Origin of the sequence: Mycolicibacterium arenosum, assembly GCF_024320865.1 — a bacterium.
Lineage (GTDB): Bacteria > Actinomycetota > Actinomycetes > Mycobacteriales > Mycobacteriaceae > Mycobacterium > Mycobacterium arenosum.
This window is the reverse complement of sequence record NZ_JANDBD010000008.1, coordinates 61,027-75,083: the sequence shown is the minus strand read 5'-3', so window position 1 is coordinate 75,083 and position 14,057 is coordinate 61,027. Positions and strand designations below refer to the sequence as shown.

14 protein-coding genes are annotated in these 14,057 nt (G+C 69.5%); 9 read left to right on the top strand and 5 right to left on the bottom strand.

Annotation, left to right across the window (positions count from 1 at the left end):
• Positions 1–2 precede the first annotated feature (2 nt).
• Positions 3–1,076: a tRNA 2-thiouridine(34) synthase MnmA gene (gene mnmA, locus NM203_RS19445; protein WP_255061874.1), complete on the top strand. Its 1,074-nt coding sequence runs from the start codon at positions 3–5 to the stop codon at positions 1,074–1,076.
• On the opposite strand, the gene NM203_RS19440 is transcribed toward mnmA, so the two are convergent.
• Positions 1,073–1,735 (bottom strand): sensor domain-containing protein, encoded by a 663-nt coding sequence (locus tag NM203_RS19440; protein ID WP_255061873.1) that lies wholly within the window; start codon positions 1,733–1,735, stop codon positions 1,073–1,075. The genes mnmA and NM203_RS19440 overlap by 4 nt on opposite strands.
• 39 nt (positions 1,736–1,774) lie before the next feature.
• Between NM203_RS19440 and NM203_RS19435 the strand changes: the two genes are divergently transcribed.
• The 3 genes from NM203_RS19435 (at position 1,775) to NM203_RS19425 (ending at position 4,153) form a co-directional block, all read left to right on the top strand.
• Positions 1,775–2,782 (top strand): uroporphyrinogen decarboxylase/cobalamine-independent methonine synthase family protein, encoded by a 1,008-nt coding sequence (locus NM203_RS19435; RefSeq protein ID WP_255061872.1) that lies wholly within the window; start codon positions 1,775–1,777, stop codon positions 2,780–2,782.
• A 77-nt stretch (positions 2,783–2,859) separates the two neighbouring features.
• Positions 2,860–3,690: a hypothetical protein gene (locus tag NM203_RS19430; protein WP_255061871.1), complete on the top strand. Its 831-nt coding sequence runs from the start codon at positions 2,860–2,862 to the stop codon at positions 3,688–3,690.
• A gap of 16 nt (positions 3,691–3,706) precedes the next feature.
• Complete coding sequence (locus NM203_RS19425; RefSeq protein WP_255061867.1) at positions 3,707–4,153, top strand: hypothetical protein; 447 nt, start codon at positions 3,707–3,709, stop codon at positions 4,151–4,153.
• On the opposite strand, the gene NM203_RS19420 is transcribed toward NM203_RS19425, so the two are convergent.
• Positions 4,150–5,760 carry a 4-coumarate--CoA ligase family protein gene (locus NM203_RS19420; protein ID WP_255061865.1) on the bottom strand — a complete coding sequence of 537 codons (1,611 nt, stop codon included), beginning with the start codon at positions 5,758–5,760 and terminating at the stop codon, positions 4,150–4,152. The two genes, NM203_RS19425 and NM203_RS19420, sit on opposite strands and share 4 nt — an antisense overlap.
• A gap of 35 nt (positions 5,761–5,795) precedes the next feature.
• Positions 5,796–6,191, bottom strand: coding sequence for an MmcQ/YjbR family DNA-binding protein (locus NM203_RS19415; RefSeq protein WP_255061864.1), 396 nt, complete (start codon positions 6,189–6,191; stop codon positions 5,796–5,798).
• Between the two features lie 51 nt (positions 6,192–6,242).
• On the opposite strand from NM203_RS19415, the gene NM203_RS19410 reads away from it, so the two are divergent.
• Complete coding sequence (locus NM203_RS19410) at positions 6,243–7,679, top strand: multicopper oxidase family protein (protein WP_255061863.1); 1,437 nt, start codon at positions 6,243–6,245, stop codon at positions 7,677–7,679.
• Positions 7,680–7,718: 39 nt separating this feature from the next.
• Positions 7,719–9,809: an NAD-dependent DNA ligase LigA gene (ligA, locus tag NM203_RS19405; protein ID WP_255061862.1), complete on the top strand. Its 2,091-nt coding sequence runs from the start codon at positions 7,719–7,721 to the stop codon at positions 9,807–9,809.
• On the opposite strand, the gene NM203_RS19400 is transcribed toward ligA, so the two are convergent.
• On the bottom strand, positions 9,764–10,153 hold the full coding sequence (locus NM203_RS19400) for a hypothetical protein (RefSeq protein ID WP_255061856.1): 390 nt from the start codon (positions 10,151–10,153) through the stop codon (positions 9,764–9,766). The genes ligA and NM203_RS19400 overlap by 46 nt on opposite strands.
• Before the next feature lie 228 nt (positions 10,154–10,381).
• Positions 10,382–11,041: an ACT domain-containing protein gene (locus NM203_RS19395; protein WP_408633379.1), complete on the bottom strand. Its 660-nt coding sequence runs from the start codon at positions 11,039–11,041 to the stop codon at positions 10,382–10,384.
• A gap of 113 nt (positions 11,042–11,154) precedes the next feature.
• Between NM203_RS19395 and gatC the strand changes: the two genes are divergently transcribed.
• From gatC to NM203_RS19380, 3 genes are read left to right on the top strand one after another with little or no spacing between them, the layout of a single operon-like run.
• Positions 11,155–11,454, top strand: coding sequence for an Asp-tRNA(Asn)/Glu-tRNA(Gln) amidotransferase subunit GatC (gene gatC / locus NM203_RS19390; RefSeq protein WP_255061854.1), 300 nt, complete (start codon positions 11,155–11,157; stop codon positions 11,452–11,454).
• A complete protein-coding gene (gatA, locus tag NM203_RS19385; RefSeq protein WP_255061852.1) occupies positions 11,451–12,944 on the top strand; it encodes an Asp-tRNA(Asn)/Glu-tRNA(Gln) amidotransferase subunit GatA in 1,494 nt (497 codons plus the stop codon). The genes gatC and gatA overlap by 4 nt, the downstream gene beginning before the upstream one ends.
• An 18-nt stretch (positions 12,945–12,962) precedes the next feature.
• Positions 12,963–13,994, top strand: coding sequence for an ATP-dependent 6-phosphofructokinase (locus NM203_RS19380; RefSeq protein ID WP_255061850.1), 1,032 nt, complete (start codon positions 12,963–12,965; stop codon positions 13,992–13,994).
• Positions 13,995–14,057: the final 63 nt, after the last annotated feature.

Below are 14,057 nucleotides of genomic sequence, written 5' to 3'. Positions count from 1 at the left end.
TCATGCGTGTCCTGGTCGCGATGAGCGGCGGGGTCGACTCGTCGGTCGCCGCCGCACGCATGGTCGACGCCGGCCACGACGTCGTCGGCGTGCACCTCGCGCTCTCGTCGGCGCCGGGCACGCTGCGCACCGGGTCGCGCGGGTGCTGCTCGAAGGAGGACGCCGGGGATGCCCGTCGCGTCGCCGACATCCTCGACATCCCCTTCTACGTATGGGATTTCGCCGACCGCTTCAAGGAAGACGTCATCGACGACTTCGTCGCGTCCTACGCGCGGGGCGAGACCCCCAACCCGTGCGTGCGATGCAACGAGAAGATCAAGTTCTCCGCACTGGCCGCGCGGGCACTCGCTCTGGGGTTCGACGCCGTGGCGACCGGCCACTACGCCCGGCTGAGCGACGGTCGGCTGCGGCGCGCGGTAGACGCCGACAAGGATCAGTCCTACGTGCTCGCGGTGCTGACCGCAGATCAGTTGCGGCACGCCATCTTCCCGATCGGCGACACCCCCAAGCCGCAGATCCGCGAGGAGGCGGCACGGCGCGGACTGGCCGTCGCCGACAAACCCGACAGCCACGACATCTGTTTCATTCCGAGTGGCGACACGCGGACGTTCCTGGGCTCACGCATCGGGATGCGTCGCGGCCGCGTCGTCGACTCGGCGGGCGCGGTGCTCGCCGAGCACGACGGGGTGCACGGGTTCACGATCGGGCAGCGCAAGGGCCTGGGTATCGCGGGGCCCGGCCCCGAGGGCACCCCGCGCTACGTGACCGCCATCGACGCCGACAGCGGCACCGTGCGAGTGGGTGACGCCAGTGAGCTCGACGTGTGGACGCTGACGGGTGAACGCCCGGTGTTCACCTCGGGGTCGGCCTTCTCCCGCCCGGTCGAGGGCGAGGTTCAGGTGCGCGCGCACGGCGGCCTGGCGGCCGGTGTGGCGGAGCTGCGCGGCGAGCAGCTGGTGGTGCAGCTGCGGTCGGCGATACGCGGTGTCGCGGCGGGGCAGACGATGGTGCTCTACCGCCCCGACGCCGACGGCGACGAAGTCCTCGCCAGCGCGACCATCCGGTCGGCCGACTAGCCGGGGATCTGCTCGAGCAGGTTCGCCATGACGATGTCCGGCACCGAATCCGGGTAGCGGCAGTACGTCACCTCCACGAGGACCACGGACTTGACCCGATAGTCGCGGCCGCAGTCGCCGGCTCTGGTCTGCACGGCGTCGACGGTGCCGGTCGCCTCGCCCAGCAGCACCCGTCCCGATGTCGACTCCAGACACCGCTCGATCCGGTCGACGACGCCGTCGAACGCGCGTCGGGCCGTCGCCGGGTCGCGGTAACCGGCGGCGCCCTGAGATATCAGCGCACCGTCGGGAGGGTCCTGGTAGGTGGTTTTGTGGAACTCCTCGACGTCGGGGCCGAAGGTGTCGGTTTCGGCGAAGTACCAGCGGCACGGCGGTGCGACCGACTCGGCGAGCGCGTCGATGTCGACGGGCTGTTTGCCGTCCATGGTCGGAATCACCGTGAGATCGTCACCGCCGCCCGTGATCGCCCGCATACGGGACTGCTCGAGCAGGACGGCGTCGACGTCGACGGGGGAGCGGGAGTCGTCGTCGATACCGGGTGCGGCCTTCACCGCCACCCCGGTCACCGTGCTGGAACACGCGGCGACGACTATCGCCGCACAGGCCGTGACCAGTGTGAACCGCGCGCGCCACGCGGTTCCTCCCGACGCTGCGGCCATGGTTGAGAGTATCGCGGCCGCATCGCATACTGTGGCCGCGTGACTGACTTCGCCGGGGCGACCGGGGTGGGCTCGTGGCCGGGTAACGCCGCACGGGAGGCCGCCGCGGTGGTGGTCGGCGAACTGCATCAGCTCTCGCATCTGGTGGAACTGCCCGCTCGCGGCGTAGGCGCCGACATGATCGGCCGGGCTGGCGCGCTGCTGGTGGACATCGGCATCGACACCGTGCCGCGCGGATATCGCATCGCGCCGGGCCGGAGCTCCGTCGCCCGGCGCGCCGTGAGCCTGCTCGGCGAGGATGTCGACGCGCTCGAGGAGGCGTGGGAGAACGCGGGACTGCGCGGTAGCGGCCGCCCGGTCAAAGTCCAGGCACCGGGCCCGATCACGCTGGCCGCGCAGCTCGAACTCGGTAGCGGGCACCGCGCGATCACCGACGCCGGTGCGCTGCGCGACCTGACCGAGAGCCTGGCCGAGGGGGTCGCGCTGCATCGCGCCGACGTCGCGCGGCGGCTCGAGACGCAGGTGCTGGTCCAGTTCGACGAGCCGCTGCTGCCCGCCGCACTGGCCGGCCGGCTGACGGGTGTGACGGGCATGTCCTCGGTGCACCCCGTCGACGAGCCCGTCGCGACCAACCTGCTCGACCAGTGCGTCGGGCGCGTCGGCGGCGCGGTGGCGCTGCACAGCTGCGCACCTGAATTGCCATGGAAGGCGTTGCAGCGCAGTGCTCTTCGTGCGGTGTCCGTCGACGTGGCCACGCTGACGCCTGCGGACCTCGACGGCATCGGCGAGTTCGTCGACTCGGGTCGGGTGGTGCTTCTCGGCGTGGTGCCGGCCGCGGCGCCCGAGCGGCACCCCTCGGTGGACGAGGTCGCCAAGGCCGTCTCGTCGCTCACCGACCGGTTGGGGTTCGAGCGCTCGGTGCTCCAGAACCGGATCGGTGTCACCCCGGCGTGTGGACTTTCGGGCGCCACACCGGAGTGGGCGCGCGCCGCCGTGGAGTTGGCGCAGAAGGTTGCCGACCGTTTCGCGCAAGATCCCGACGGGTAATCGCCCAAACAGTCAACGTGCGGCCGTCGGCGGCTATCCTGCTACTGGCGACACGAGTGGGACAGGAAGTGGCGCGTATGCGCAGGCGCGTGGCGGCGGGGACCGTCCTGGTGGCCGCGGTGGTGACCATCGGCGGTCCGGGGATCGCCGTTGCCTCAGCTGATCCCGGACACGGGCACTCGCGCGGCGATCGAGGTCACCACGGACGTGACCGCGGTGGACACGAGGATCGTCGCGACCGCGATCACTCCCGCGACGACTCCAGATCCGGTGACAACCGAGGCCGACACGACCGCGGCGGCGACGACGACGGGTCGACGGACACCGATCGGTTCCGGATCGCCGAGGACGACAGCGGTTCGGAGCGGATCGACGCGAACGACTCGACCAGCGGGGGCATCACCAGTGGCGTGACTGCCACTCGAACCGCGACCGCGGAGTCCGACTCGGCGGGTGTGCAGTCGGTCGGTCCCGTTGACGCGCCGGCGGTACCCGGAACCGCCACCGCGGAACCGGTTGTCCCGGTAAGCGGCGGCGGGGCGGCGCTCGCGGAAGTGCCGATCAAGCGGCCGACGGTCGTCGTCGGCAACGGTCGGACGCCGGGCGTGCCGTCGATCGGGCCGGCCGGTGCCGAAGCTCCCGTTGCCACGCCGGTGCAGGTGACCGAGGCGCCCGCAGCGCCCCTGCCGCCCGTCGTGATCGCACCGATCCCGGCTGCGTCGATCCCCGACCCCGACGCACCGCTTCCGTGGGTGACCTCCGAGATCTGGAGCCCCATCGGACCGGGTGGCAACGACAACGCGCTGTTCGGTCTCGCGGGGCTGGTGCTCATTCCGCTCGCCGGGGTGTGGCTGGGCTACCGCCAGGCGCTCGCCGCACGCGCGGCGGCGGCGCTGGCCAGTCGATAGCGCTCCAGGGGGCCTCATGGTGTCGTTCCCGCTCGTGCTGGCATCGGTCTTCGTGGTGAATCCGATTGCGGCACTGGCGTTCACGCCCAGTGCGCACGCGGAGCCCGATCCCGACCAGCAGTTCGTGACGACGGAGTCGCGCAAGGTGCGGTGCATCGTGCAACCCGACAACGTCGGGTGCCAGAGCAACAGCGTCGACGGCTTCATGAACGCCCCGGTCGAGCACGGATACCGCGACAACAACGTATGGGTCGACGCCGGCGGAGGCCCGCTGCGCTGGAATCAGTCCAACATGCCGTCGACCGACTACGCCGCCCCGCAGAACGACTTGGTGCTCACCTACGGACAGGTGTTCCACCTGAAGGGGTGGACCGTCGAACCCAACTCGACCGGGACGCGATTCACCAATGACGTTAGCGGTCACGGCATGTTCGTCAGCGTGGCGGCCGTGACGGCCTTCTAAGCGCCGCGCAGATCCTTGCGAAGGATCTTGCCGGAGGCGGACTTCGGGATCGCGTCGATGAACGCCACCTGCCGAACCTTCTTGTAGGGGGCGACGTTCTCGGCGACGAAGCGCATGACGTCGTCCTCCGACAGGTCACCGTCCGCCTGCTTGACCACGAACGCCTTCGGCACCTCCTCGCCGGATTCGGTGTCCACCACGCCGATGACGGCGGCGTCGGCGATCTGCGGATGGGTCAGCAGCACGGCCTCGAGTTCCGCGGGCGGCACCTGGTAGCCCTTGTACTTGATGAGCTCCTTGAGCCGATCGACGATGTAGACGCAGCCCGTCGAGTCGACGCGCGCGAGGTCGCCGGTGTGCAGGAACCCGTCGGCGTCGATCGTCTCCGCGGTGGCCGAATCGTTGTTCAGGTAGCCGGCCATGACGTTCGGCCCCTTGAACCACAGCTCGCCGGTGTCGCTGAGACCCGAAGCGGGAGGATCGATCTCGGCCCCGGTCTCGGAGTCGATGATCTTGCTGACGGCGTTGGGCACCGTCCAGCCGCACGAGCTCTTCGGTGCCACCTTGCCGATCAGTTCGTGGCCGCCGTCGAACGGTGTCACGTGGCTGACCGGGCTCAGTTCGCTCATGCCGTAGCCCTGAACCAGCTTGCAGTTCAACCGCTTCGCGACCGTTTCGGCCAGATCCTCGTCCAGCGGCGCAGCACCCGACATGATGCCCGTGATCGTCGACAGGTTGTACTGCTCGACCAGCGGGTGCTTGGCCAGTGCCACCGCGACCGGCGGCGCGATGAACGCGAAGGTGCACTTGTGGTCGGCGATGCTGCCGAGGAACTTGGCGAGGTCGAAGCTCGGCATGATGATCAGCCGCGCCCGCGCGTGCAGGGCCGCGTTCAGCAGCACCGTCATTCCGTAGATGTGGAAGAACGGTAGGACGGCCAGAATGCGGTCGTCGGCGGTCATGCCCTGGATCGGCCTGATCTGGGCGACGTTCGACGCCAGGTTCCGGTGAGTCAGCATGACTCCCTTGGGATTCCCGGTGGTACCGGAGCTGTACGGCAGGGCCGCGAGGTGCGTTTCCGGGTCGATGGCGACTTCGGGGGCCGGGTGCGCCGGGCCCAGCAGGTCGGCGGCGTTCGGGTGCCCGTCAGCTGACTGGCCGGGTCCGTCCAGGACGACGATGCGGTCCTTGGTCAGCCCGACGGATTCGGCGCCCTCCAGTGCCTGTGGCAGCAGCGCTGTCACGGTCACCAGCAGGGTGGCGCGCGAATCGGTCAGCTGTTTGGCGATGTCCTTGGCGGTGAACAGCGCGTTGACCGTGGTGGCGGTGGCGCCCGCACGCAGGATGCCGTGAAAGGCGATGGCGAACGCCGAACTGTTCGGTGCGTGCAACCCGACCACGTCGCCGACGCCGATACCGCGCTGCGCCAACGCCCCCGCGAGCGCGTTGATGGACGCGATCATCTCGCGGTAGGTGGTCTCGGCGCCGGTGTGCGTGTCGACAAGGGCGACGCGATCGGCGTCCTCGTCGGTGATATCGGCGAACAGGTAGTCGTAGAGGCTCGTCGTGGGGATCTGGACCTGGGGGTACGGGCTTGCGAAACTCATCGAGACGATCGAACCATGCGAACGCGGGTGTCGGGTCAGGCTTCGTCGAGGAGCTTGATCAGTTTCCGCGACGCGACCAGTCGATACGACGCGTCGACCAGTTCGCGCACCTCGGCCCAGTCGACCTCGGCGACCGAGAAGTCCAGCCCGAGCCAGCCCGACGGGCCCAGGTAGGCGGGGTGGAAGAAGCGCTCGTCCTGCTGCAACGCCGAGCGCTCGGCCTCCTCGACCTTGACCATGACGCAGTGCGGCACGGCGCGCATGATCCCGGTCTCCTTCGTGGACCCGCCGTACATGGCGAACATCTTCGAGACGAAGAAACCGGGCCGGCCGTGCGACACCTTCTCGTACGCCTCGGGGTAGCTCAGCGCGATGTCCCGCAGTTCACGCAGGCCGGGGTCGTCGTCGCCGAACATGATCGGATGCGGCACGGAACGCACTTTATCGTCCCGCGCAGATGAGCGAGATGCGACGATCTTGATGTGCTGGGCCGTCGCGGATTCCTCAAGGTGACGGCGGTCGGCGCGGTTGCGGGCGTCACAGGGGCCTGTTCGACCCGCGCCGGCGAGACGCCCGCCGTGGACCGGACGGGCGCGCCCGCCGTCGTCGTCACGATGACGCCCGCGGAGGCGGATGTCGATCTCGGCGGCCTGGCCGTCCGCACGTGGACCTACACCGGCACCGTCCCCGCCACGGAGATTCGCCTCCGCAAAGGCGCCCTGCTCGACGCCACGGTAACCAACCGGCTCCCGCAGGAGACCACGGTGCACTGGCACGGGCTGGCGATTCCCAACGACATGGACGGGGTGCCGGTGCTCACCCAACCGGCGATCGCACCCGGCGACACGTTCCGCTACCGGTTCACGGTGCCCGACGCCGGCACCTACTACCTGCACAGCCACGTCGGCACCCAACTGGACCGAGGCATGTACGGGCCGCTGATCGTCGAGGACCCCGACGACGGATCGGATTACGACGACGAACTGGTGATCGTGCTCGACGACTGGATCGACGGCACCGGCACCGATCCGGATGCGGTGTTCGCGAACCTGCGGCGGACGGGGATGAAACCGATGGCGAGCGGCGGTCCGCCGCTCAGTCCGACGCTGCCCCTCGGCGAGGACGGAGGTGACGTCACCTATCCCTACTTCCTCGTCAACGGACGCACCACCAGGGATCCACAGCGTCGCGATTACCGAGCGGGACAACGTATTCGGCTGCGCATCGTCAACGCGGGCGCGGACACCGCGTTCCGTGTCGGCGTGCCCGGCGTCCCACTCTCCATCACCCACACCGACGGCTACCCGGTGGTGCCACAGCGGGCGGACTCGGTGATCCTCGGCATGGGGGAGCGCGCCGACGCCGTCGTCACGATCACCGGTTCGGTGCCGGTCGTCGCCGCCCCCGAGGGCAAGGACGGGTTCGCGATGATGAGCCTGCGCGTCGACGCGAAACCCGCCGCGACCGACGTCCCGGCGTTCGTGGCGTCGCTGCGCGCCGGCGCCCCGGTCAACACATCCACGCTGACACCGTTGCCGGATGTGGTTCTCCCGCAACGAAATCCGGACACAACCGTCGATTTGAAGCTCGCGGGTCCGTTGGCCGGGTACACGTGGCCCATCAACGGCGCGCTCTACGACCCGCCGAACGGCGGCATCGAGTTGGCGCGGGGCCAGCGGGTTCGGCTCCGGTACGTCAACACGTCGATGATGTTCCACCCGATGCACCTGCACGGGCACACCTTCCAGGTGCAGGGCCCGGCGGGGCCGGGGCCGCGCAAGGACACCGTGCTGGTACCGCCGCGCGAGACCGTGACGGTGGACTTCGACACCGACAACCCCGGCAGGTGGATCGTGCATTGTCACAACGACTACCACCTCAACGGCGGAATGGCGACGTTCGTCGAATACCGCGGATGAGCCGGCCGCCTCGTCGGTGCCCTTCGCTAGCCTTTCCCCGTGAGCACGCCCGACCTGCCCGAGGATTCCGTCGCCCCCGATGTCCGTCGGCGCTGGCAGGAACTCGCCGACGAGGTTCGCGGCCATCAGTTCCGCTACTACGTCAAAGACGCGCCGATCGTCTCCGATGGCGAGTTCGACACCCTGCTGGGCGAGCTCACCGCACTCGAGGAGACGTACCCCGAGCTGCGCACTCCGGACTCGCCGACGCAGTTGGTCGGGGGTGCCGGCTTCGCCACCGACTTCACCTCCGCCGACCACCTCGAGCGGATGCTCTCGCTGGACAACGTGTTCGACTCCGACGAGCTCACGGCCTGGGCGGCGCGCCTGACGGGTGAGATCGGCGACGACCCCGACTTCCTGTGCGAGCTCAAGATCGACGGCGTCGCACTGGCGCTGGTGTACCGCGACGGCAGGCTGGAACGGGCCGCCACCCGTGGCGACGGGCGCACGGGCGAGGACGTCACGCTCAACGCCCGCACCATCGAGGACATCCCCGAAACGCTGACCGCCAGCGCGGAGTACCCCGTTCCCGCGGTGCTCGAGGTGCGTGGGGAGGTGTTCTTCCGCCTGACGGACTTCGAGGCGCTCAACGCCAGCCTGGTGGAGGAGGGCAAGCCGCCGTTCGCCAACCCGCGAAACAGCGCCGCGGGCTCGCTGCGCCAGAAGAACCCGGCCGTCACCGCGCGCCGCAGGCTGCACATGATCTGCCACGGCCTGGGCCGATCCGAGGGCTTCAACCCGCCCACCCTCCACGACGCCTATCTGGCGCTGGCGGCGTGGGGCCTGCCGGTGTCCACGCACACGGTCAAGGTGAAGGGCATCAAGGCCGTGGCCGACCGCGTCGCCTACTGGGGCGAGCACCGGCACGACGTCGAGCACGAGATCGACGGCCTGGTGACGAAGGTGGACGACGTCGCCCTGCAGCGCAGGCTCGGCGCGACGTCACGCGCGCCGCGGTGGGCGATCGCCTACAAGTACCCGCCGGAGGAGGCCACCACCAGGCTGCTCGACATCAAGGTCAACGTCGGCAGGACCGGGCGCGTGACCCCCTTCGCGTTCATGGAGCCGGTCAAGGTGGCGGGATCCACGGTCAGTCAGGCCACGCTGCACAACGGGTCCGAGGTGAAGCGCAAGGGGGTGCTGATCGGGGACACCATCGTCATCCGCAAGGCCGGCGACGTCATCCCCGAGGTGCTGGGCCCGGTCGTCGACGCGCGCGACGGCACGGAACGCGAATTCGTGATGCCGACGCAGTGCCCCGAGTGCGGCACCACGCTGGCACCGGCGAAGGAGGGCGACGCCGACATCCGATGCCCGAACTCACGGTCGTGCCCAGCGCAGTTGCGGGAGCGCGTGTTCCACGTCGCGGGCCGGGGTGCGTTCGATATCGAGGGCCTCGGCTACGAGGCCGCAACTGCGCTGCTGGTGTCCGGCGTCATCACCGACGAGGGCGACCTGTTCTCGCTCACCGCAGACGATCTGCTGCGCACCGACCTGTTCCGGGTCAAGGCCGGCGAGCTGAGCGCCAACGGCAAACGGCTGCTCGCCAATCTGGGCAGGGCCAAGTCGCAGCAGCTGTGGCGGGTGCTCGTCGCGCTGTCGATCCGGCACGTGGGGCCCACCGCCGCACGCGCCCTGGCGCAGGAGTTCGGCAGCCTCGACGCCATCGAGGCCGCCAGCGAGGAGCAGTTGGCGGCGGCGGAGGGTGTCGGCCCGACCATCGCCGACGCCGTCATCGACTGGTTCACGGTCGACTGGCACAGGGCGATCGTCGACAAGTGGCGGGCGGCCGGCGTCCGGATGGCCGACGAACGCGACGCCAGCATCGAGCGCACGCTCGAGGGTCTGTCGATCGTCGTCACCGGATCGCTCACCGGGTTCTCCCGCGACGAGGCCAAGGAGGCCATTCTGGTGCGCGGAGGCAAGGCCGCCGGTTCGGTGTCGAAGAAGACCGCCTACGTCGTGGCGGGCGATTCGCCGGGGTCCAAGTACGACAAGGCGATTGAACTCGGAGTGCCGGTGCTCGACGAGGACGGCTTCCGTCAGTTGTTGGCAGCGGGACCGCAGAGCGCCGACGAGTCGGACTGAGTCGGGTACTGCACGAAGCGGCGTAAGCGGGGGCGGATGACGGCGAGACCGACGACCGCGATCGCGAACATCACGATCGCCGCGGAGGCCAGTTCGCCGATCACGAAAGCGGCCAGCACAGCCATCGTCACCGCGAGTACCACCAGCGTGACATCCACGGTCCGCAGATAGGACGCCGCCGTGGACGGCTCGCGGGCCGCGCTGTCGACGACGAGAGCGACGATCACCGAGAGCGGCACGCCGACGATGAGGCCGCAGATCGCGCCGATCATCGCGCCGATCATCGTGCCGATCACGGGAAACACCGCGGTCCCGCCACCCCCTCCGGTGGCCAGGCCGATCATGACACCCCAGACAAAGGTCCGGCTGAAAACAGTGCTTCGACCCCTCGACGGGGAGTGGGGCCTCGGAACTGCCCACTGTCTGCCGTTCCACCGGCGTATGTGCGCCGGGTCGTCCGGGTCGAGGTACCAGCCGGCTCGCGCTCCCCTGGTGGGCATGGCCTCGATTCTTTCACCGCGATGGCCCCTGTTCGGACGCCAATGGGCGCAGCCGTGGACGCCTGATTGCCGCTAGCGGATGATCGTGGCCACGATTCCCGCGAGGTAGCCGAGCCGCGCGACTTCCGAGGGCCGGAACAGCGGGCCGCCGGGGCGCCCCAGCATGACCGCGATGTGCGCGTCACCGAGCGGCGCCGCCGCCAGTGTCGTGTCCATGTCCCGCCACACCTGCGGCACCCAGTCCGCGGAGCCGTCCAGCGCCTCGGCGTGCTCGAGCGGCAGCCACGGAACGGTACCGGGTTGGGTCTCGGGAGCGCCGGGACTGCCTGCGACCTGGTGCAGGCCGGGCTCGGCGAGGCTCAGCACCGTGCACCAGCCGACGCGCAGCACTCGCGGAGCCTCGTCGACGAGGACCTGGAGCCGATCCTCCCTGGTGCCGCCCGCGGCGACGTGGTCGATGAGCTCGAGTTCGCGATGGGCTTCGAGCAATCCGGTGTGCGGTCGGATGCTGTCGACGTAGACGCCCTCCAACCGCTCCGCGGCGGTGATCAGCGTGTCGGGCATGGCGCCGGCGGGCAACTCCACGACGAGGTCGTCGATGGCGTAACCCGACCAGCGTTCGACCACGTCGAGGGACAGGATGTCGGCGCCCACCGAGCCCAGCGCCACGGCCAGCGAGCCCAGGCTGCCGGGTCGGTCCTCCAGCTGGACCCGCAGCAGATATGACGGCACGGGCAACACTGTCGCATGGGGTGGGTGGCTCAGCGACTCGGCAGCCGGCCGCTCACGGTCCATCGCCACGTCCGATGCGGCCCGCCGGGCGCGCGTGACTAGGGTTATTCGACGTGTCTCAGATCTCCAGGGATGACGTCGCCCACCTGGCGCGGCTGGCCCGACTCGCACTGACAGACGACGAGCTCGACGGGTTCGCCGGCCAGCTCGACGCGATCCTCGCCCACGTCGGTGCGATCCAGGCCGTCGACGTGACCGGTGTCGAAGCCACAGACAACCCGCTGAAGGACGTCAACGTGACCCGGCCCGACAACGTCGAACCGTGCCTGACCCAGGACGAGGCGCTGGCGGCGGCGCCGAAGGCCGAAGACGGCCGGTTCGCGGTGCCGCGGATTCTGGGGGAATCGGAATGAGCAGGCATGACGACGAATTGATCAAGCTCTCGGCCGCCGAGTTGGGCGCGAAGATCGCCGCCAAGGAGGTGTCCTCGACCGAGGTCACGCAGGCGTGCCTCGATCAGATCGCCGCCACCGACGACACCTACCGCGCGTTCCTGCACGTCGGCGCGGATGAGGCGCTGGCCGCGGCGGGCCGGATCGACGCGGCGGTGGCGGCCGGAGACGCGCTCCCCTCGCCGCTGGCCGGGGTGCCGCTGGCGCTGAAGGACGTCTTCACCACCACCGACGCCCCCACGACGTGCGGGTCGAAGATCCTCGAGGGCTGGCGCTCGCCGTACGACGCGACGGTGACCGCGAAGCTGCGTGCGGCGGGGACGCCGATTCTCGGCAAGACCAACATGGACGAGTTCGCGATGGGGTCGTCGACCGAGAACTCCGCGTACGGGCCCACGCGCAATCCGTGGAACGTCGAGCGGGTGCCCGGCGGGTCGGGCGGCGGCAGCGCGGCGGCGCTGGCGGCGTTCCAGGCGCCGCTGGCCATCGGCTCCGACACGGGCGGGTCGATCCGCCAGCCCGCGGCGCTCACCGCCACGGTCGGCGTGAAGCCGACCTACGGCACGGTGTCGCGGTACGGGCTGATCGCGTGTGCTTCGTCACTCGACCAGGGCGGCCCGTGCGCGCGCACCGTGCTCGACACCGCGCTGCTGCACCAGGTGATCGCCGGGCACGATCCGCGTGACTCGACGAGCGTCGACGTCGCCGTTCCGGACGTGGTCGGCGCGGCCAGGGCGGGTGCCGCGGGCGACCTGAAGGGCGTGCGCGTCGGGGTGGTGAAGCAACTGCGCGGTGACGGCTACCAGGCCGGGGTGCTGGCGTCGTTCAACGCCGCGGTCGAACAGCTGACCGCGCTCGGCGCCGAGGTGTCCGAAGTCGACTGCCCGCATTTCGACCACTCGCTCGCGGCGTACTACCTGATCCTGCCGTCGGAGGTGTCGAGCAACCTCGCGCGGTTCGATGCCATGCGCTACGGACTGCGGGTCGGCGACGACGGCACGCACAGCGCCGAGGAGGTGATGGCGCTGACCCGTGCGGCCGGGTTCGGCCCGGAAGTCAAGCGCCGCATCATGATCGGCACTTACGCGCTGTCGGCGGGCTACTACGACGCGTATTACAACCAGGCGCAGAAGGTCCGCACACTCATCGCCCGAGATCTCGACGAGGCGTATCGATCCGTCGACGTGCTGGTGTCGCCCGCCACGCCGACGACGGCGTTCCCGCTCGGGGAGAAGGTGGACGATCCGCTGGCGATGTACCTCTTCGACCTGTGCACGCTGCCGCTGAACCTCGCGGGCCACTGCGGAATGTCGGTGCCATCGGGACTGTCGGAGGACGACGGGCTGCCCGTCGGTCTGCAGATCATGGCGCCCGCACTCGCCGACGACCGGCTCTACCGGGTCGGTGCCGCCTACGAGGCCGCGCGCGGATCGCTGCCGACCGCGCTGTAACCGGGTTAGATACACACCATGCGTATCGGAGTACTCACCGGCGGCGGTGACTGTCCAGGCCTGAACGCCGTGATCAGGGCGGTGGTGCGGACGTGCGACCAGCGCTACGGGTCGTCGGTCGTCGGCTTCCTCGACGGCTGGCGCGGTCTCATGGAGGACCGCCGCATCCAGTTGGCGAACGACGATCGCAACGACCGGCTGCTGGCCAAGGGCGGCACGATGCTCGGCACGGCGCGGGTGAATCCCGAGATCCTTCGGGCGGGTCTGGACCAGATCAAGCAGACGATGGAGGACAACGGCATCGACGTGCTGATTCCCATCGGCGGTGAGGGCACGCTGACCGCGGCGCACTGGCTGTCCGAGGAGAACGTGCCCGTCGTCGGCGTTCCGAAGACCATCGACAACGACATCGACTGCACGGACGTCACTTTCGGGCACGACACCGCGTTGCAGGTGGCCACCGAGGCGATCGACCGGCTGCACAGCACCGCGGAATCCCACCAGCGAGTCATGCTCGTCGAGGTGATGGGCCGGCACGCGGGCTGGATCGCGCTGAACGCCGGAATCGCCTCCGGCGCGCACATGACACTGATCCCCGAGCAGCCCTTCGACGTGGAGGAGGTGTGCCGGCTGGTCAAGAAGCGCTTCCAGCACGGCTCGTCGCACTTCATCTGCGTCGTCGCCGAGGGCGCCAAACCGGCCGAGGGCACCATGCAGCTGCGTCAGGGCGGAATGGACGAGTTCGGCCACGAGAAGTTCACCGGGGTGTCCCAGCAGCTGGCCATCGAGGTGGAGAAGCGGATCAAGAAGGAAGTCCGGGTGACCGTGCTCGGACACGTGCAGCGGGGCGGTACTCCGACGGCGTACGACCGCGTGCTCGCCACCCGATTCGGCGTGAACGCCGCGGACGCCGCCCATTCCGGTGAGTTCGGGATGATGGTGTCGCTGCGCGGCCAGGACATCGGCCGGGTTCCGCTGGCCGACGCGGTCAAGCAACTCAAGCTGGTGCCCCAGACCCGCTACGACGACGCCGCGGAGTTCTTCGGATAGCGCGTTCTCCTCACGCGGCCGCGGTGCCGTGCACCCGAAGCTCGTCGAGAGCTGAACACTAGG